This window comes from Nocardiopsis sp. NPDC007018 (assembly GCF_040635075.1).
Classification (GTDB): domain Bacteria; phylum Actinomycetota; class Actinomycetes; order Streptosporangiales; family Streptosporangiaceae; genus Nocardiopsis.
The window spans coordinates 14,081-33,138 of sequence record NZ_JBEYHA010000019.1 but is presented as its reverse complement, the minus strand read 5'-3'; the positions used below and the strand labels follow the sequence as shown (position 1 = coordinate 33,138).

The 19,058-nt window shown below is 70.1% G+C and carries 14 protein-coding genes and 1 tRNA gene; 6 read left to right on the top strand and 9 right to left on the bottom strand.

What is annotated here, in order from left to right; all coding sequences use genetic code 11:
- Positions 1-116: 116 nt before the first annotated feature.
- Positions 117-1,289 (bottom strand): DNA polymerase III subunit delta', encoded by a 1,173-nt coding sequence (locus ABZ635_RS13090; protein WP_357763517.1) that lies wholly within the window; start codon positions 1,287-1,289, stop codon positions 117-119.
- A 218-nt stretch (positions 1,290-1,507) separates the two neighbouring features.
- Between ABZ635_RS13090 and ABZ635_RS13085 the strand changes: the two genes are divergently transcribed.
- Positions 1,508-2,029 carry a pyridoxamine 5'-phosphate oxidase family protein gene (locus ABZ635_RS13085; protein ID WP_357763515.1) on the top strand — a complete coding sequence of 174 codons (522 nt, stop codon included), beginning with the start codon at positions 1,508-1,510 and terminating at the stop codon, positions 2,027-2,029.
- Between the two features lie 111 nt (positions 2,030-2,140).
- On the opposite strand, the gene tmk is transcribed toward ABZ635_RS13085, so the two are convergent.
- From tmk to ABZ635_RS13055, 6 genes are all read right to left on the bottom strand, one after another.
- Complete coding sequence (tmk, locus tag ABZ635_RS13080; protein ID WP_357763513.1) at positions 2,141-4,249, bottom strand: dTMP kinase; 2,109 nt, start codon at positions 4,247-4,249, stop codon at positions 2,141-2,143.
- Positions 4,250-4,517: 268 nt separating this feature from the next.
- Positions 4,518-7,364: a type I DNA topoisomerase gene (gene topA / locus ABZ635_RS13075; protein ID WP_357763512.1), complete on the bottom strand. Its 2,847-nt coding sequence runs from the start codon at positions 7,362-7,364 to the stop codon at positions 4,518-4,520.
- 709 nt (positions 7,365-8,073) lie between these two features.
- Complete coding sequence (locus ABZ635_RS13070; RefSeq protein WP_357763511.1) at positions 8,074-9,369, bottom strand: hypothetical protein; 1,296 nt, start codon at positions 9,367-9,369, stop codon at positions 8,074-8,076.
- A 320-nt stretch (positions 9,370-9,689) separates the two neighbouring features.
- Positions 9,690-10,349 (bottom strand): chaplin family protein, encoded by a 660-nt coding sequence (locus tag ABZ635_RS13065; RefSeq protein ID WP_357763510.1) that lies wholly within the window; start codon positions 10,347-10,349, stop codon positions 9,690-9,692.
- A gap of 156 nt (positions 10,350-10,505) precedes the next feature.
- Positions 10,506-11,516 carry a hypothetical protein gene (locus tag ABZ635_RS13060; protein WP_357763508.1) on the bottom strand — a complete coding sequence of 337 codons (1,011 nt, stop codon included), beginning with the start codon at positions 11,514-11,516 and terminating at the stop codon, positions 10,506-10,508.
- A 209-nt stretch (positions 11,517-11,725) separates the two neighbouring features.
- Positions 11,726-13,048, bottom strand: a complete 1,323-nt coding sequence (locus tag ABZ635_RS13055) for a M20/M25/M40 family metallo-hydrolase (RefSeq protein WP_357763506.1) — start codon at positions 13,046-13,048, stop codon at positions 11,726-11,728.
- 136 nt (positions 13,049-13,184) lie between these two features.
- Between ABZ635_RS13055 and ABZ635_RS13050 the strand changes: the two genes are divergently transcribed.
- Positions 13,185-13,269: transfer RNA gene (locus tag ABZ635_RS13050), tRNA-Leu, on the top strand.
- 348 nt (positions 13,270-13,617) lie between these two features.
- Here ABZ635_RS13050 and ABZ635_RS13045 read toward each other — a convergent pair.
- Positions 13,618-14,154, bottom strand: coding sequence for an AbrB family transcriptional regulator (locus ABZ635_RS13045; protein WP_210840941.1), 537 nt, complete (start codon positions 14,152-14,154; stop codon positions 13,618-13,620).
- The gene (locus ABZ635_RS13040) at positions 14,151-14,687 is read right to left on the bottom strand and encodes an AbrB family transcriptional regulator (protein WP_357763503.1); all 537 of its coding nucleotides are present in this window, start codon (positions 14,685-14,687) and stop codon (positions 14,151-14,153) included. Before ABZ635_RS13040 ends, ABZ635_RS13045 begins: the two co-directional genes overlap by 4 nt.
- 113 nt (positions 14,688-14,800) lie before the next feature.
- Between ABZ635_RS13040 and tcuA the strand changes: the two genes are divergently transcribed.
- From tcuA to ABZ635_RS13020, 4 genes are all read left to right on the top strand, one after another.
- Positions 14,801-16,273: an FAD-dependent tricarballylate dehydrogenase TcuA gene (gene tcuA / locus ABZ635_RS13035; RefSeq protein ID WP_357763500.1), complete on the top strand. Its 1,473-nt coding sequence runs from the start codon at positions 14,801-14,803 to the stop codon at positions 16,271-16,273.
- Positions 16,270-16,887 carry a GntR family transcriptional regulator gene (locus ABZ635_RS13030; RefSeq protein ID WP_357763497.1) on the top strand — a complete coding sequence of 206 codons (618 nt, stop codon included), beginning with the start codon at positions 16,270-16,272 and terminating at the stop codon, positions 16,885-16,887. The genes tcuA and ABZ635_RS13030 overlap by 4 nt, the downstream gene beginning before the upstream one ends.
- Before the next feature lie 672 nt (positions 16,888-17,559).
- On the top strand, positions 17,560-18,525 hold the full coding sequence (locus ABZ635_RS13025) for a tripartite tricarboxylate transporter substrate binding protein (RefSeq protein WP_357763494.1): 966 nt from the start codon (positions 17,560-17,562) through the stop codon (positions 18,523-18,525).
- Positions 18,525-19,049 carry a tripartite tricarboxylate transporter TctB family protein gene (locus ABZ635_RS13020; protein ID WP_357763491.1) on the top strand — a complete coding sequence of 175 codons (525 nt, stop codon included), beginning with the start codon at positions 18,525-18,527 and terminating at the stop codon, positions 19,047-19,049. The genes ABZ635_RS13025 and ABZ635_RS13020 overlap by 1 nt, the downstream gene beginning before the upstream one ends.
- Positions 19,050-19,058 lie beyond the last annotated feature (9 nt).

Here is a 19,058-nt window from a genome sequence, read left to right as displayed (position 1 = left end):
CACCCGTGTGCCCCCGACCGTGGTCGCGCGAGGGCACCACGGCCGCCAAGGGTCACGCTGGGGTGCGCGACCCGACCATTCTCCCGGTGACCGCGCGGGCCCCGGGCTCCAGGTCCCTATCCGGCCAGGAGCGCGGAGGTCATGGCCTCCATGGCGATCTGCGGGTGCACGTTCGCGGCGATCCGCCCGCGACAGGCCATGATCGCGTCGATCCTACGCAGTGTGGACTCCGGGGTCGCGGAGTCGGCGACGCGTCTCAGGTCGCCCGAGCGCTCGGCCGTGGACAGCTCCACCGTCGCGCCCAGCTGGAGGGCGAGCACGTCCCGGTAGAAGGCGGCCAGGTCGAGCAGGGCCCGGTCGTAGGAGTCGCGCTTGATCCGTGTGGCCCTGCGCTTTTGCCGCTCGTCCAGGTCCTTGAGCGCGCCCGCCGCGCCGCGCACCGCCTTGGCCACACCCTTGCCGGTGGACCCCTCCCCGAAGGCCGCCTTGAGCTCGTCCCGCTCCTTCTCGTTGAGCGCAGTGGTGAGCGCCTTGGACTCCTCCTCGGCGATCTCGAACAGCCGAGCGGCCGCGGTGACGCAGGCTCCGAGCCCGTCGAGCCCGGCCGGGATGGACAGGACCTCCTCGCGTCTGCGCCGTGCCTGCGGGTCGGTGGCCAGTTGGCGGGCCCGGTCGACCCGGCCCGCGGCGGCGCGGGCGGCCGCCTCGGCGGTGGTCCTGTCGACGCCGTCCCGTTGGACGAGGGCGTCGACGATCCGACCGGTGCCGGGAGTGGCCAGGGTGACCAGTCGGCACCGGGAGCGGATGGTGATGAGGAGGTCCTCCGGGGTGGGCGTGCACAGCAGCCACACCGTGCGCGGCGAGGGCTCCTCCACGGCCTTGAGGAGCGCGTTGGAGGCGGCCTCGGTGGCGCGGTCGGCGTCCTCGAAGAGCACGATCCGGAAGTTGCCGCCGGAGGGCTTGGAGCCGGCGCGGAGCACGAGGTCACGGGTGGCGGCCACACCGAAGCTCAGCCCGCTGGGCTGGACGTACAGGACGTCGGGGTGGGTCCCGGTCAGCACCTGGTGGCAGGAGTCGCAGTGCCCGCACCCTCCCTGCCGGCACTGGAGGGCGGCGGCGAAGGCGCGTGCCGCCTCCTCCCGGCCGGACCCGGGCGGGCCGGTGAACAGCCAGGCGTGGGTCATGCCGGTTCCGCGCCCGCCCGCGAGGAGGTCGGCCGCTCCCGCCACGGCGCGTTCCAGCTGCGCGCTCGCCGCCTCCTGGCCGACGAGGTCGTCGAAGACCGTCAAGCTTGCCCCCCGGAGCACATGGATTGTCTGGTTCCAGAATAGGAGTCCCGACCGACACCGGAACCGTTTTCCACAGCCCCCGCTCCGACCGTCCCCCACCCGGGACCGACGCGCCGGCGCGCGCACGGCCCGGGACCGCGCGCGCCACCGCCCCGGCGGGGCTTCGCGACGAGTTCCGCCGCCTCGGCGAGTCTGTCCGGGAGAGAAAGGTGGTCTTCATGAGCGAACCGACACCCGTCACCGAGGTCTGCCCCGAGTTCGGCAGCCCGGACGCGCCGCCCACGCCCTGGGAACGGGCCCGCGCCGTCCTGGCCGGGGCACCCCTGTACTGGGTCATGACGGTGCGTCCCGACGGGCGCCCCCACGCGACCCCGCTGCTGGGCGTGTGGACGGACGGCGCCCTGTACTTCTGCACCGGGCGTGAGGAGCGCAAGGCCCTCAACCTGGCCGCGAATCCGCACTGCGCGGTGAACACGGGGGACAACGCGTTGGAGGGCGGTCCGGACGTCGTCGTCGAGGGGCGGGGCGTCGCCGTGGACGACCCGGTGGAGCTGGACCGGGTCGCGGGCACCTACGAGGACAAGTACGGGACCGACGTCACCGCCGAGACCGGCACCTGGTTCGGGCTCCCGGACGCGGTGCGCCGGGGCCGGGTCCTGACGGTCCGGGTCGCCCCGGTGAAGGCCTTCGCCTTCGGCAAGGCACCGGTGTTCAGCCAGACCCGCTACGTGTTCCCCTGAACGGGTCCCGCCGGGCGGGAAGCGTCCGGTCCCCGCCCGGGGTCCGCGACTCCCCCGGACGACGCGAGGGCCCCTCCCCGACGGGAAGGAGCCCTCGCGTACGCACCGCTCCTACTCGGGGCGGATCACCGGGATCATGCCGGTGACCGCCTCGGAGCTGGAGTCGATCGGGTCGGGCAGCAGCGGACGCACCCGGCGCTGGATCTCCCGGGTGATCTTCTCCCGCGGCTCCCGGGCGTCGAGCACCAGGTAACGGTCGGGGGCCTGTTCGGCGAGGTCGCGGAAGCCCCTGCGGACCCGCTCGTGGAAGTCCACCGACTCCGACTCGATGCGGTCGGCCGGTCCGCCCAGCCGTGACAGCCCGTCCTCCGGACGCACGTCCAGCAGCACCGTGAGGTCCGGAACCAGGCCCTGGGTGGCCCACCCGCTGATCTGGCCGACGTCGTCGGCCTCCAGGTCGCGCCCGGCGCCCTGGTAGGCGAGCAGGGAGTCCACGTAGCGGTCGCTGATGACCACGGCGCCCCGGCGCAGCGCGGGCAGGATCTCCTGTTCGACGTGGTCTGCCTTGTCCGCCGCGTAGAGCAGCACCTCGGCGCGGTTGGTGATGTGCGAGTTCTCCCGGTCGAGGAGGATGCCCCGCAGGCGCATACCGAGCTTGGTGGCACCCGGCTGGCGGGTTCCCACCACCTCGAATCCCTGGTCGCGCAGCCACACCGTGAGCTCGCGCACCTGGGTGGACTTGCCCGCGCCCTCGCCGCCCTCCAGGACGATGAAGGCGCCGGTGATCCGGTCGTCCTCCTCCTCTTCGGCGGTGGGGGCGACGCCGCGCAGCGCGGCGAAGAGCTCGGGGAGCAGGCCGGGCCCCGCCTCGGGGTCGTCCCGGTTGGCCTGCTGGTAGGCGACGGCCGCGCCGATGACGGCGAGGAGTCCGCCGACCATCAGGACCAGGCCGCTGCCATGCAGGTCGTAGCTGAGCGGACCGCCGAGGGGGATCACGTGGTCGCCCGCCAGACCCGCCGCCAGCGGGGCCAGGACCGCGGCGGTGAGCAGGGCGAGCCTGCCGGTGCCGAGCAGGAGTGCGAACGCCGCCTCGCGCCGCTCCTCCTCGACCTCCACGGCGACCAGGGACGTACCGGTCACCCAGGCCAGACCGGCGCCCGTCCCCAGGACGAGGGCCAGGACGGCGGAGAGCACCATGTCGCCGATGGCACCGGTGAACAGCAGCGCCAGGGCGGCCAACAGCACGGACAGCCCGAGCAGGCGGCGCCGGCTGAACTGCTTCAGAACGCGCGGTCCGGAGACCAGGCCGAGCCCCAGGCCCAGGAAGAGCGCGGCGACCATGACGCCGAACCCGGCGTTGCCCGCGCCGAGGTTCTCCACGTGTGCCCGGCCCACGCCGATCACCAGGCCGCCCGCGGCCGCCGTGGCGGCCAGGCCGACGACCGTGCCGCGCACGAGCGAGCCGCCGCCGACCGCCGCGCGGCCGGACAGGACGGCGTGCAGCACGTTGGCGTCGCGGTTGGGGCTCAGGGACCCCTTGGGAACGGTGTGCTTGGGCAGCGGCAGTCCGGCGACGACGATCGCGGCGACGAAGAAGGTGAGGGCGTTCAGGTAGAGGGAGACGTCCGCCTCGGGGCTGGCCAGGGACGGCACGAGCGCGCCCAGCAGGTTGCTGACCGAGGCCAGCACCGCGAACAGCAGTGCCGCGACCGGGGCCGCGCCGTAGGTCGCCAGCAGGGTGAGCCGGTTGGCCTGACCGAGCATCCGCTTGGGGACGAGGGTCGGGATGGTGGCGTCCCGGGCCGGAGTCCACAGCAGGGCGATGATCTCCGCGAGCAGGCTCGCGACGAACAGCCACTGGAGCGTGAAACCGGAGGACAGCAAGCCGACCACGGGGATGGACGCGTAGAGGAGGCCGCGCAGGACGTCGCCGCCGACCATGGTCCACCGCCGGTCCAGGCGGTCCGCGACGGCTCCGGCCAGGGGGCTGAGCAGGATCGCGGGGGCCAGCTTGACGGCGACGACCCCGGCGACGGCGAGGTACTGGGTGAGGGGGGAGCCGTCCGCGGTGAAGATGGCCGCGAGGGACACCAACGCCAGCAGGCTCAGCCAGTCGCCGAGGCTGGACAGGGAAAGCGAGATCCACAGCCTTCTGAAGGGTGTGATCGCGAGGACGTTCTGCGCCTCGGCCGGCGCTCCCAGGGGTGCAGATCTGCTCATAGCGCTCAAGATTATCGATGAGGGGGATAGGAAATGACAGGCGTGCTCGCCTGTCCAGGTCATTCGGGGGAAACGTTCGGGATTCGCGCACGTTTCCGTGGGCCCGACCGTGCCACACAGCGTAGTACGGAAGATCATCCCCGAACAGGGTCCCGGGTCGCGTATCCGTCACATGTCCGTGGGGATCGCTCCCGCCCGGGAGAACCGAGCGCCCGGACACCCCCGAAGGGGGCGCCCGGGCGTGGGCGGCCGGTCCGGCCGGAGCCGGTCAGGACTCGTCGGTGCTCTTCTTCGCCGTGGTCCTCGGCTCACCGGTCTTCTTGGCGGCGGGCTTCTTCGCCGCCGTCTTCTTCACCGTGGTGGTCGCCGTCTTCTTCGCCGCGGGCTTCTTGGCCGGGGCCTTCTTGGCGGCGGGCTTCTTGGCCGGGGCCTTCTTCTTGGCGGGGGCCTTGGCCCGGCGCTCGGCCAGCAGTTCGGCGGCGCGCTCGTCGGTGATCGACTCGACCTCGTCGCCCTTGCGCAGGGAGGCGTTGACCTCCCCGTCGGTCACGTAGGGGCCGAAGCGGCCGTCCTTGATCACCATCTTGGCACCCGACGCCGGGTCCTCTCCGAGTTCGCGCAGGGGAGGCGCCGCCGCACGGCGCCCGCGCTGCTTGGGCTGGGCGAAGATCGCCTGGGCCTCCTCCAGGGTGACCGTGAACATCTGCGCCTCGGTCTCCAGGGAGCGGCTGTCGGTGCCCTTCTTCAGGTACGGGCCGTAGCGGCCGTTCTGGGCGGTGACGTCCTCGCCGTCGATCTGGCCCACCACGCGCGGCAGCGACAGCAGGCGCAGCGCGTCCTCCAGGGTGACCGTGTCCAGGTCCATGTCCTTGAGCAGCGAGCTGGTGCGCGGCTTGACCTTCGCGGCCTTCTTCGCCTTGGTCTTGGTCTCGCCCTCGGGCTCCTCCGGCTCCGGGATGATCTCTGTGACGTAGGGGCCGTACCGTCCGGACTTGGCCACGATCATCCGGCCGGTCTCCGGGTCGGTGCCGAGCTCGCGGTCGCCGCTGGGCTGGGCGAAGAGCTCCTCGGCCTTGTCCGGGGTGAGCTCGTCGGGGGCCAGGTCCTCCGGCACGTTCACCCGGACGCCCTCGCGGTCCAGGTAGGGGCCGTAGCGCCCCACCCGCAGCACGATGTCGGTTCCGGGCAGCGGCAGGGAGCTGACTTCCTTCGGGTCGATCTCGGAGAGGTGGTCGCCCACCAGTTCCTTGAGCCCCGTCTCCTGGTTGCCCTCGGCGTCCTCGCCGCCGAAGTAGAAGCGCCGCAGCCACGGCAGGCTCTCGGCCTCGCCCCGGGCGATGTCGTCGAGGCTGTCCTCCAGGCGGGCGGTGAACTCGTAGTCCACCAGGTTGCCGAAGTGCCGCTCCAGCAGCTGCACCACGGCGAAGGCCAGGAAGGACGGCACGAGCGCCGTGCCCTTCTTGAACACGTACCCGCGGTCCAGGATGGTGCCGATGATCGACGCGTAGGTGGAGGGGCGGCCGATCTCCCGCTCCTCCAGCTCCTTGACCAGGGTCGCCTCGGTGTAGCGCGCGGGGGGCCGGGTGCTGTGCCCCTCGGCCTCCAGGCTCTGGGCCTTGACCTGGTCGTCCTCGGACATCGCGGGGAGTCGGCGCTCGCGGTCGTCCAGGTCGGCGGCGGGGTCGTCGGAGCCCTCCACGTAGGCTTTGAGGAAGCCGTGGAAGGTGATGACCTTGCCGCTGGCGCCGAACTCGACGACCTCGCCGCCGGTGGAGGTGCCCTCGATCCGGACGGACACGGACTCGCCGACCGCGTCCTTCATCTGGGAGGCGACGGTGCGCTTCCAGATGAGGTCGTACAGGCGCAGCTCGGGACCGCTCAGCCGGGTCTCGCTGGGGGTACGGAAGGCCTCACCCGCGGGGCGGATGGCCTCGTGGGCCTCCTGCGCGTTCTTGACCTTCTTGGCGTACACGCGCGGCTTGTCCGGCAGGTAGTCGCCGCCGTACAGGCGCCGCACCTGGTTGCGGGCGGCGTTGACCGCGCTGTCCGACAGCGTGGTGCTGTCGGTACGCATGTAGGTGATGAACCCGTTCTCGTACAGCCGCTGGGCGACCTGCATGGTCTGCTTCGCGGACAGGTTGAGCTTGCGGGAGGCCTCCTGCTGGAGGGTGGTGGTGCGGAAGGGCGCGTAGGGCGAGCGGCGGTAGGGCTTGCGCTCCACCGACTTCACGGAGAACCCGGCCCCGGCCAGGCGCTCGGCCAGACCCCGGGCGGTGGCCTCGTCCAGCTGGCGCACGTCGCGGTCGGAGCGCACGGTGCCCTGGGGGGTGAAGTCGCGCCCGGACGCGACGCGCTTTCCGTCCACGGAGAAGAGCGTGGCGGGGAAGGCGGCGGGGCCGTCGGGGGCCCCGGTCCCGGTGGCGTCGAAGACGGCCTTGATGTCCCAGTACTCGGCGGAGGTGAACGCCATGCGCTCGCGCTCGCGCTCGACCACCAGGCGGGTGGCCACGGACTGCACGCGGCCCGCCGAGAGCTTCGGCATGACCTTCTTCCACAGCACGGGGGAGACCTCGTAGCCGTAGAGGCGGTCCAGGATGCGCCGTGTCTCCTGCGCGCTGACCAGACGGGTGTTCAGGTCGCGCGTGTTGTTCGCGGCGTGCTGGATGGCGTCCTTGGTGATCTCGTTGAAGACCATCCGGCGTACGGGAATCCTGGGGTTGAGCTCTTCGCGCAGGTGCCAGGCGATGGCCTCGCCCTCGCGGTCCTCATCAGTGGCCAGGAGGAGTTCGTCGGCGTCCGCCATGAGCTCCTTGAGCTTCTTGACGTGTGCCTTCTTGTCGGAGTTGACGACGTAGAGCGGCTCGAAGTCGCTGTCCACGTCGACACCGAGGCGCGCCCAGGGCTCTTTCCGGTACTTGGTGGGGATCTCGGCGGCCTTGGTGGGCAGGTCACGGATGTGACCGATGCTGGACTCCACGACGTAGCCGCGCCCCAGGTACCCGGCGATGGTCTTCGCCTTGGCTGGTGACTCGACGATGACGAGAGCGGTACCCGCCCCCTGGCTTGCGTTGTCCTTCGAGCCGTTCTTGCCGGCGCTGCCCTTCGTGGGTGGCACGCTGTTTCCCCTACGTCTAGCCTTACGTGTTCTGTCGGCCGCGGTCCTTCGGTTCCCGTGGGAACCGACAGTAACCGAACTACCGGCTCTCCCCCGTCGGTGAGCGGGCCCGGCCCCTCGCTCGGGTCTCGCCCTCAGCGTTCCTCGGGCCGCCTCCCACCGGCACCCGCAGAATAAGCGCATCCCGACCCGGTACCGGCCCGTAACCAGGACCAGCGGCCGTGGCGCCGCTCTCCCCCGGACCGTTTCCTCCTCCGGCGAGCACCCGGAACACCCAGGTAATGTGACTTGCCTCACACTTCGGGGCTCCAGGGTGTCTCGTCTCCAGAATGCGGCGAGTCCTCCCGGATATTCCCGGGAGGACTCGGCTCACGTCCTGAGCTCGACGGTCGTCACCTCCACCCTCCCGCAGTCCACCGCGTTCCATAACGGAACGGGAGCGCGGAGGCGACACACCACCACTTCACTCAGAACGCCCACGGCACCGCGTGGGGTACCGGTCGCGGGGACGCCGGCCCGTGCCACCGCCGCCGCCGGGACCGGGGGTCCGGCTTCCCGCAGTCCACCGCGTTCCATAACGGAACGGGAGGCCGCACACCCCTGGTCCGGCGGGTGGCCGCGAACGGACACACCCCCCGCTCAGGCCCCGCGGACCGTACCGGAGCGCCCGAAGGCGGCACCGCGCACGTCCCGGAACCTGCTCTGGTTGCTACAGGCCGATGCCGGCGGCGCCCAGGAGGTCACCGACCGGGTCGACGGACGGGATCTCGGAGGCCTCGGGCAGCTCGGCGGCGCGCTCCGGGGCGTGCTCCTGGACGGACTGCGCGGCGGTCTCGCTCAGGTCGTAGCTGACGGGCAGCATCTCGGAGACGGGCACCTCGGGCAGCTCGCTGACCACGGGGACGCTGTTCAGGGCCGAGGACTGCGCCTCGGTCTCCGCGCTCTGGTGCACGACCTTGGAGTCGGCGTCGGTGGCGCTGGCGCCCGCGACACCCGCGACGGCGGCCACGGCGTTGCCCGCGACGTTCACCGGGACGTCGGCGTCGGCGACCAGCTGGTTGCCGCCCAGGACGGAGCCGTTGCCGGAGGTCGCGATGTCGCGCTGGGCCTCCTTGACGACGGCGTCGCTGTCGGTGGCGGCCGCGCCCGCGACCCCGCCGACCGCGCCGACCGCGTTGCCGGCCACGTTCACGGGCACGTCCAGGTCCACGACGGCCTGGTTGCCGCCCAGCAGCGAGCCGTTGCCGGAGGTGGCGATCGACTGGTGCTCGCGGACCGGGGCGGACTGGCGCAGCACGCCCGCGTCCACGCCGGAGGTGTCGGGCAGGATCGACGCGTTGCTGACGGCCTCGTTGACCAGGTCGGTCGCGGTCAGCGGGCCGGACTGGTGCTCGACGCCGGGGGCCGCGTGGCTCTGGCGGACGATCGCGTCCGCGTCGGTGGCGGCCGCGCCCGCGACGCCGCCGACCGCGCCGATGGCGTTGCCGGAGATGTTCACGGGGACGTCCAGGTCGCCGACGATCTGGTTGCCGCCGATGAGGGAGCCGTTGCCGGAGGTGGCGACGTCGGGCTCGCCGTGCTTGTGGCCGTGCCCGTTCTGGAGGACCTTGGAGTCGCTGCCGGTGCTGGAGGCACCCGCGACGCCGCCGACCGCGCCGATGGCGTTGCCGGTGACGTTGACGGGGACGTCGCCGTCGACGACCAGCTGGTTGCCGCCCAGGATCGAACCGTTGCCCGAGGTGTGGACCTCGTTGTGGTGGTGGTCGATCACCTTGGCGTCCGAGCCGGTGCTGGAGGCACCGGCGATACCGGCGACGGCGCCGACGGCGTTGCCGGTGACGTTGACGGGGACGTCCGCGTTCAGGACGGCCTGGTTGCCGCCGAGAACGGAGCCGTTGCCGCTGGTGGCGACATCGCTGTCGGCGAAGGCCACGCCGGCGCCCAGGGCGACGAATCCGGCCGCCAGGAGCACGGACTTCGCGGAGGTGCTGGCCCACTTACGCATGTGGGAAGTCCTTTCAAGAGAACGAGTTGATGAGAAGGTTCGTGTGCGGGCCACAGGCCGTTCCACACCCCTGGGTGGGGTGCGGGCCTTCGGCCGAGGCCGGGGATCATCCGGTCGGCTCCGCACCTGGTCGGTGCGTGGTCTGCCGGTCTGGTGGGTGCGGGCGGAGTCCGTCTGCGCTGGCTGCGCGAGGACGTCCACACCCCGTCGATCAGCTCCGCCCTGGTGGGACGGCGGCTGACGTGAACCCCGAGCACTTGGCCTCGGCCGGTGCTGCGGGACTCGCGTCAACCCCCGGGCCCGAAGGCCCGGGAGGCTGATCAGGCCCGGGCGCCGCGGCGCTTACCGAAAAGCAGGAGCCCGGCACCGGCGGCGATCACGAGGACCGCCCCCGCGAGGAGTCCGGCGAGGCCGCTCTGGTCGGCGCCGGTCACCGCGAGGCGCTGCTCGTCGGTGGTCGGGGCACTGGGCGAGGCGGGGTCGGAGGGCTCGGGCGTCTTCGAGGAGGGGTGCGAGGGCTCCTCGGAAGGGGAGGGGGACGGGGACGGAGAGGGGGACGGCTCCTCCGCCTCCTCCTCGCGGTCCGGAACCTTCGGGGTCTCCTCGCCCGGGGTCTCCCCGCCGGGCGTCTCCTCGCCGGGCTCACCGGGGGTGCCGGGCTCACCGGGCTCTCCCGGCTCGCCGGGCTGGCCCGGCTCCTCGGGGTCGTAGCCGTCGTAGCCGGGGTGCGGGTTCTTCGGGGTGCCGCCTTCGGTCACCTTGGCGTCGCCGCCCGTGCAGTCGGCTCCGGCGATGCCCAGGACGGCGATGGCGTTCCCGCAGAGGTTGACCGGGACGTCGCCGTCGACGACCAGCTGGTTGCCCCCGCCGATCGACCCGTTACCGCTGGTCGTGGTGTCGGCGTGGGCGATGCCGCTGGCGGCGACGAAGAATCCGGTGGCCACGAGGGCCGCGAGGCGGAGGTGGGTTGACTGGGTCATCGGCTGTCCTTTGGTCGACGAGGAGATCTGCTGACTGCTCGTGTGACCGCGGACTGGTCTCCCGGCTGTGGAGCCTGGGAAGAGGGCACGCCCGCCGGGAGTCGGCAGGGCGGCGGTGCGCAGGGCGCACGGACCGGCCGCGGTCGGAGAGCGCGGCTAGTCGGGAGAGTAGGAGGGGTCGTCCGCGGCGTCGCGAACGACCAGGGTGGGGTCGCCGGGAAGGGCGACCCGCTGGGCCCGAAGCACCATGTGACCGGAGCGGGCCATGAGGAATCCGGCGGCGCCGGGGGCCGGGAAGGACGGGGCGGAGGCACCGGTGGTGTCCGGCCCGACCTGGTACTGGGAGCCGCCTCCGATGAGGCGGACGCGCTCGGCGGAGTCGTCGCCGGAGGCCGTGTCACCGGCGTTCTCCGCGACCTCGTTGGCGACGCGCCACGAGGTCTGGGCGACGTGGGCGGCGACCTCGTCCTTGACGCGGGCCGCCCGCTCCTCCTTCTCGCGCCTTTCGGCGTCGGCGCGCTCGACGGCGGAGGCCACGGCGGGCTCGTCGTCGGCACCCAGGATCGGCAGCCCCAGGGGGCCGCCGGGTTCGGTCACGGCGTCGATCCCGCCGCGTCCGACCGTGTCGTTCAGGCTCGTGGCCACGCTGTCGACCAGCGCGGACTCGCGCAGTGACTCGTCAGTGGAGTCGACGACCCCCTGACCGGTGCGGGCCACACCCGCGACCAGTCCGGTGGCACCGCGCGCGGTGTCGTCGACCGCCTGCCCGGTGTCGTGGACGACGGTGGCCACGGAGCTGTCCTCCAGCGCCGCCCCGACCCCGGTGTCCCGGAGGGCGTTCGCGGGAAGTGCGGACGCCTGCGGGACGACGGCGCCGGCGAGGGCCTCCGTGGAGGAGGCGGCCCGGCTGGCGGTGTCGGAGAGACGGGTGTCGCGCAGGTCGTCGGCGGCCTGCCCGGTGCGCTCGGCGAGTTCGCCGACGCCCAGGACGTCTCCGCCGAGGCCGCCGGAGTCGGAGCCGGTCTCGCTGTGCGCGACCCCCACCCCTCCGGCCAGCCAGGCGACGGCGACGATGCCGGACAGGAGCAGCAACCGAGCGTAGGCACCACGGGCGTTGCGAGCAGCGCGACTGGAGGAAACCAGCCACCCTCGGCTCGCGAGCACCATGGATGCCCCTTCGTTTCGTTACTGCTGGACGGTCCCGTGCGGCGGCGCCGCTGACGGTCGCACAGCGAGACCCCGGAGAACCGGAGACCTCGCCGAACTGAAAGCAACACTAGCATCACCGTGAGTGACCATGGGTGGAAAAAACGAACCGCGCCGAGATCTTCCCGACGCGGTCCGCCCGTCCCGTCCCCTATGGGAGGAATTGCGGGTCAGCTCATGCCGACGAAACGGTCCAGCACCCGCACACCGAACTGGAGGCCGTCCACCGGGACGCGCTCGTCCACCCCGTGGAACATGCCCGCGAAGTCCAGCTCCGGGGGGAGCCGCAACGGCGCGAAACCGTAGTTGCGCACGCCCAGGCGGGAGAAGCTCTTGGCGTCCGTACCGCCCGACAGGCAGTAGGGGACGGCCTTGGCGCCCGGGTCCTCCGCCAGCAGGGACTCCGACATGGCGTTGACCAGGCCCCCGTCGAAGGAGGTCTCCACCGCGGGCAGGTGGTGGATGAAGTCGCGGCTGACCTTCGGGCCCAGCAACTCGTCGATCTTCGCGAAGTACGCGTCCTCGGTGCCGGGCAGGAAGCGCCCGTCCACCTGGGCGGTGGCCTCGCCCGGGATGACGTTGGCCTTGTACCCGCCGCCGAGCACGGTGGGGTTGAGGGTGTTGCGCAGGGTGGCGCCGATCATCTTGGCGATCGGCCCCAGCCGCGCCACCGTGGCGTCCACGTCCCTCTCGTCGAAGGGAATGCCGAACTCCTCGCAGATCTCCTCAAGGAAGGTCCGCACGGTGGGGGTGAGCTGCACGGGGAACTCGTGCTGCCCCAGCCGGGCCACGGCCGCCGCGAGCTCGGTGACGGCGTTGTCCCGGTTGGTCATCGAGCCGTGACCGGCGGTGCCGCGCGCGGTCAGCTTCATCCACGCGATGCCCTTCTCCGCCGTCTCCACGAGGTACAGGCGCCGGTTCTCGTTCACCGTGAAGGAGAAACCGCCGACCTCGCTGATCGCGGAGTCGCAGTCGGCGAACAGCTCGGGGTGCTCGTCCACCAGGTACTGCGCGCCCCAGGTCCCGCCCGCCTCCTCGTCGGCGAGGAAGGCCAGGACGATGTCGCGCGGGGGGCGGCGCCCCTCGCGCAGCCGCTGGCGGAGCATGGCCAGCACCATCGCGTTCATGTTCTTCATGTCGACCGCGCCCCGGCCCCACACACAGCCGTCGGCGACCTCGCCCGCGAACGGGTGGTGGGTCCAGTCCTCGGGTGCGGCGGGGACCACGTCGAGGTGGCCGTGGATGAGCAGCGGCGGGCGGGAGGAGTCCTCGCCCGAGATCCGCGCCACGACGTTGCTGCGCCCGGGGTGCTTCTCGTAGATCCGCGACTCCACCCCGACCTCGTCGAGCTTGGCGGCCACGTACTCCGCCGCCTTGCGCTCGCCCGGCCCGGAGTGGTCACCGTAGTTGGAGGTGTCGAACTCGATGAGCTCCCGGCACAGGTCGACGACCTCGACCTCGCCCGCGCTCGGTTGCCCGCCTGGTTCCACCATCTGGTTCTCCCATCTCAGGACGCACCTTTTGGCCTAGAGCCTGTCACGATGACCCCCCGCCGGAAAACTGGTTCGGACTCCCCCAGACCTTTGCTATGGTTAAACCTGTTCGGAGCGACAGGCGCCGAACAGCCCAGTCCGGGTGGCGGAATAGGTAGACGCGCTAGCTTGAGGTGCTAGTGGCCGTTAAGGCTGTGGGGGTTCAAGTCCCCCCTCGGACACTCTTGACTTTCCTCTGAGGTGCGGATCGAAGGTGACTTCGGCCCGCACCTTCCTGCTGTCCGGCTCGTAGGTCGGCCGCAGGCCCCACGCCTCGTACAGGTCCGCCTCATCCTCGGGGCCCTCTCCAGAACCCCCACGATCTCGCCGAGTTCACGCACCATCTGCTCGACGGCCTCTTCGCCCAGTCGCGCCGACCCCTTCAGACGAAGCGGTCCGGGGTGAGCGTGAGGGCGCGCACCCGGACCGCTGACACCGTCAAAGCCTCGCGGGGCGGCCCCGGTCGGCCCGAGTGATACGCCACGAGCCGACCGGGAGCCACTGCGGACAGGGTGGGAGGGCCGGTTCCGCTACCGGGCGGAGTCGTCCGGTCCGGCTATCCAGCGGCGGTGAATCCACTCGCTCACCCAGAAGACCAGCGGCAGGCTCAGCAACACGGTCAGAATCCGCACCACCTGCACACCGACCACCTGGGCGCTGTCGAGGTCGAGGGCGATCGCCGCGGCCACCATCTCCCCCACACCACCGGGCACCAGCGCCAGCATCGACTCAGCGGGGTCCATGAGCCCCGTAGCGGCGAACAGCCATCCGAAGAGAAGCCCAGCGCCCAACACGACCGTCACCGCGAGCGTTCCGGGGCCGAGGATGCGTAGGAACCGCCGGAACACCTCCGGTCCGATGGTGGAACCGATGGCCGTGCCGATCAGCAACTGCCCGGTCAGGGAGATCACGACGGGCACCTCCGCAGCGAGGCCGAAGCCGAGGTTCACCGCGGCCGCTCCCACCAGACCTCCCGTGAGGGGCCACAGCGGCATACGGACCCATCGGAAGACGAGGGCGGCGCCCAGGGAACCCGCCATGACCGCGAGCAGGGGTAGCGGTGTCATGAACCCACCACCGCCAACACCACGGGCAGGAACACGAACACGATGGTCAACAGCCGGACCGCGTGCACGGTCATCACCACGTCCATCTGGGCTCCTTTGTCGATGGCCAGTGAAGTGACCTCGGCCAGGCCGCCCGGGGTGACGGCCAGGACAGCGGTGGCCGGGTCGACGTCGTAGCGGGCCATCAGCAGGGAGATGACCAGGAGGTTCACCAGGACGAGCCCGAGATAGGCGGCGATCACCGGGACGGCGACGGAAGCCGTGCTCGCCAGGGAGTCCATGGTGAGCACAACACCGCTGACCAGGCCGACCAGGAGCAGCCCGACATACCGCAGCGGTCGAGGGAAGGAGGTCGACCGCAGCCGCGGTGACCACTCGTGGTTGGCCAGGGCGGCACCGACGGCGCTCCCCAACAGCATTCCCGCGGGCACCCCCATCAGTTCGAGGAGCGAACCCACCACCACTGCCCCGGCCAGCGATCGCAGTACACCTAAGACCCGTCCCCAGCCGGGTTTGTCCGCTTGTGCCGTCACTTGACCTCAATCATTCATCGCTTCGAAACCTCGGCGTACCAGGCACGAAACCCTTGACAGGCGTTTTACCCTTGGAATACCTTTCATTCACTTGGTATACCAAAGGGGAGTGAATGTCCACCAGCAAGACTGATGTTCTCGTCGTGGGCGCCGGCAACGCCGCCATGTGCGCGGCTCACGCGGCCCGGGAACTCGGCAGGCGAGTCCTGGTCCTGGAAGCCGCACCCAAGGACCAGGCCGGCGGCAACAGCTACTTCACGGCGGGCGCCACGCGCATCACCCATGACGGCCTGGAGAGTCTCCTGGACCTCATCGAGCCCGATGAGCGACACGGCGACACGGAGGTACCGCCCTACTCCCGGGAGGAATACGCCGCGGACCTGAAGCGGGTGACCGACGGGCGCAACGACCCCGAGATGACCGCGACCCTGGTCTCGAACATCGCCGATGACATACGGTGGCTCGGTTCCAAGGGCCTTCGGTACCGCCTGATGTACGAGCGTCAGGCCTATGAGCGTCCCGACGGCGGCTACCTGTTCTGGGGCGGTCTGCACGTCGGAAACGTCGACGGCGGCGAAGGGCTGGTCCGTGATCACCACCGCGCGGCCGAGGAATCCGGCATCGAGATCCTCTTCGGTGCCCGTGCCCTCCGCCTGACCGAAACCGACGGCGTGGTCACCGGGGTGGTCTACGAACACGACGGCGAAGAGCACACCGTCCAGGCCGAGGCGACCATCCTGGGAAGCGGCGGCTTCGAAGCGAGCAAGGAGATGCGGGCCGAGCACATGGGTCCGCAGTGGCACCACGCCATCACCCGCGGAACCCCGTTCAACACCGGCACGATGCTGAACGAGGCACTCAGGCTCGGTGCTGCCAAGGGCGGGGACTGGAGCTCCTGCCACGCCACTCAGTGGGACGCGGGTTTCACGGACAACGAGTCCAACTACGAAGTCACCAACCGACTGACCCGCCAGAGCTACCCACTGGGCATCATCGTCAATCGCGACGGCAAGCGCTTCCTCGACGAAGGCGCCGACTTCCGCAACCTCACCTACGCCAAGTACGGCAAGGAAGTACTCATGCAGCCGGGCGCCGTCGCCTGGCAGATCTTCGACGCACCGCTGCGTCCCATGCTCCGTCCGCAGGAGTACGAGGTCCCCGGCGTCGGCGAGCACATCGCCGACACACTGGAGGAGCTCGCCCGGCTCTCGGGGATCGACGAGGACGGACTCGTCGAGACCGTCCGGTCCTTCAACGACTCGATCCGCACCTCGGTGGAGTTCGATCCCAACGTCAAGGACGGCCGTTCGGCCGACACCACACCGCCCAAGTCCAACTGGGCCAACCCCATCTCCGAGGGTCCCTTCTACGCCTACCCCGTCACCTGCGGCATCACCTTCACCTTCGGCGGGCTCAAGGGCGACTCACAGGCGCGAGTGGTCCGTGAGGACGGATCGGTCATCCCGGGGCTCTACGCCTGCGGGGAGGCCCTGGGCGGCCTGTTCAGCGAGAACTACCCGGGCGGTTCCGGGCTGGCCGCGGGCATCGTCTTCGGCCGGATCGCGGGTCGGTCGGCGGCGTCATGACGGGCAGCACCCAGGTCGAAAGCGTCTACCAGCAGCTCCGCGCCCGCATCCTCGACGGGTCTCTCGACCAGGGATACGATCTCAACGAACGCGCCGTGGCCGACCTCGTCGGCACCTCGCGAACCCCGGTCCGGGAGGCCGTGGCGCGGCTGCTCGTGGACGGGTTGGCCGAACGGTTGGGCCGCCGGACCCGGGTGACCGTGTGGGACGGCGAGAAGATGGGCCAGCTCTACGAGATGCGCAAGATCCTGGAGTCGGAGGCCTGTCGACTCGCCGCGATGCGCAGGAGCGAGAACACGGTGAACCAGCTGGAGGCCAGCCTCGCCGAGCAGTCCGAGTTGACGGACCCTTCCGCCACCCTGCGCCGGGAGCTGAACTACAGGTTCCACCTGATCATCTGGCAGGCCAGCGGCAACCCGTTCCTCATCGAGGCGAACCAGAAGCACGGAGTGCAGTCGATGTCCATCCCCCCCACGACGCTGCGCACGGACCAGCGCTGGAGCGCGTCGCTCGACGAACACACGCGGATGGTCGACCACATCAGGGCGCACCGGGCCGAGGAGGCCGCCGACACCATGCGCGACCACATCGAGGCCGCGTTCCGGCAGCGGTGAACCCGCGCCGGCCGGCGATCCACGGTGATCGCCCCATCGGGGCCCCTCCGACCCGGCCGCCCCTGACACAACTCGAAGCGATCGAGTCCCCGGCTTGAGAACACCCCGAAGGCCGGGGCACACGGGAGGGTTCAGCGGAATACCGGTCTCACGTCCGGAAAGGACGATTGACACCCGACCGCTCCGCTGGGCCGTCCCCGAATCCTCCCGTGCTGAAGCTCGACCACGCCCGCGTCTTCCCCGTCGGACGACGTGGTGAAAACGATGGAAGAGGGTGAACATCGGAGGGGTCCGGCGCCTGGCACCCGACAGCCGACAGCCGATCCCCACCCGTTCACGCGCCTCACCGCCCGGCCCGACAACGTTCCATCCGTCGCACACATCGAAATCGAATGGTTACACAGAAGTCCTCGGGTGCGGCACTCATAAGAGCTCGGACCATCCGGACTAATTTTACCGGACAAGTGGTGCCAAACCCGGTCATTACATGATAACGTGACGCAGATCTCATGTTGCTGAGCGCTTCCCGAACATGGGTCGACCCTCCATCACGGAACTCCGCCTCCACGGAACTCCGCCTTATCACCATGCCCCCATATCCCGAAAGGGAGAACCATGCACACCCCCTCATCGCGCCCCGCAATCAATCGAGTAAGCAAGCGGAATCACCGCGTGCTGGTGGCCGCCGCGGCGATCGCCCCTCTCATTCTGGCGGGCTGTAGCGACAACGGTGGCGAATACCCCTCGAACTCCATCGAATACATCGTTCCCTACAACCCGGGTGGTGGAGCCGACCCCGTCGGCCGCCAGTTCGTCCAGATGCTGGAGTCGGAACTCAACGCCAGTGGAAACGTCATCAACGTGCCCGGCGGAGACGAGGCGGTCGGCATCACCCGACTGGCCGGCGCCGACGCCGACGGCTACACCCTGGGGCTCGGTACCTCCGGAGGATTCGTCGCCCAGCCCCTGGTCACCGGTGAGGCCCAGTACGAGACACCCTCGGACTTCACACCCCTGGCCAAGATGTCCGGCACACCCTACGGGCTGTTCGTCTCCCCGGATTCCGACTACGAGACGTTGGACGACCTGGTCGAGGCCGCCAAACGGAACCCGGGGGAGATCCAGATCAGCACGCCCGCCGGCATGGGCAACCCGGCTTTCGTCATCTACTACCTCGAAGAGCTGGCAGACATCGAGGTATCACTGGTCACCACCGCCGGCGGTACCGGGGAAGCGGCTCTGGAAGTCATGAGCGGACGCCTGGACGCCGTGGTCGGAAACGCCTCCGGGCAGTTGGGGCTGGTCGAGTCGGGTGACCTGCGGGCGATCGCCTACAGCGGCCCGGAGGACTACAGCGACTTCCTCCCCGACGCGGTCCAGTTCAACGAGGCCGGATACGACATCCCCTTCACTTCGGACTACATGACCATGGCCCCGGCCGGTCTGGAGGAGGACGTCGAGTCGGCCCTGCGTGAGGCCTCCGACGCCATCATCATGAGCGACGAGTGGGCCGATTGGGCCCGCGAGCAGGGCGTACTTCCCCACGTGGCCACGGGTGACGAGCTGGACGCCTACCTGGAGGAAATCCAGGCCAACATCGAGCACGGCATCGAACTCGGAAACGACCGCGATAACTGATGGCTGAGACCGAGAACGCCGGCCAAGCGTCGGAAAGATCATCGCAAGGGTTGCGGAACGATCCGAAACGATTGGGTCGCATTCTCTTCGGAGCCCTTTTCCTGGCCATTTTCGTCGGATACTACCTGGCGGGAAGAGAGCTCGACAACGGAACGTTGTCCCAACCGGGCCCGGGGATGATCCCCGGATGGGTCGGCATCGCCGGGGCGGTCATCTCCCTCATAGTGATCATCGAATCACTACTGGGACGCTCGGAATCGGGTCAGATCGATTTCCCTCGCGGGCGTGATCTCAAAGACGTCCTCATATTCACAGCCATGGTGGTCGTCTTTTACGCCGCGCTGATTCCGATCCTTGGTCAGTACATCGCATCGGCACTCTTCGCCACAGCATTCATTCGCGTGGTCGGCCGTGACTCATGGTTGAAATCCATTACTATCGGCGTTGCCATGGGAATCATCTTGACCCTCTTCTTCTCTGAGGCCCTGGGGATTCGACTGCCCAGCGGCATGATCATTCCGTAAGAGGCATAA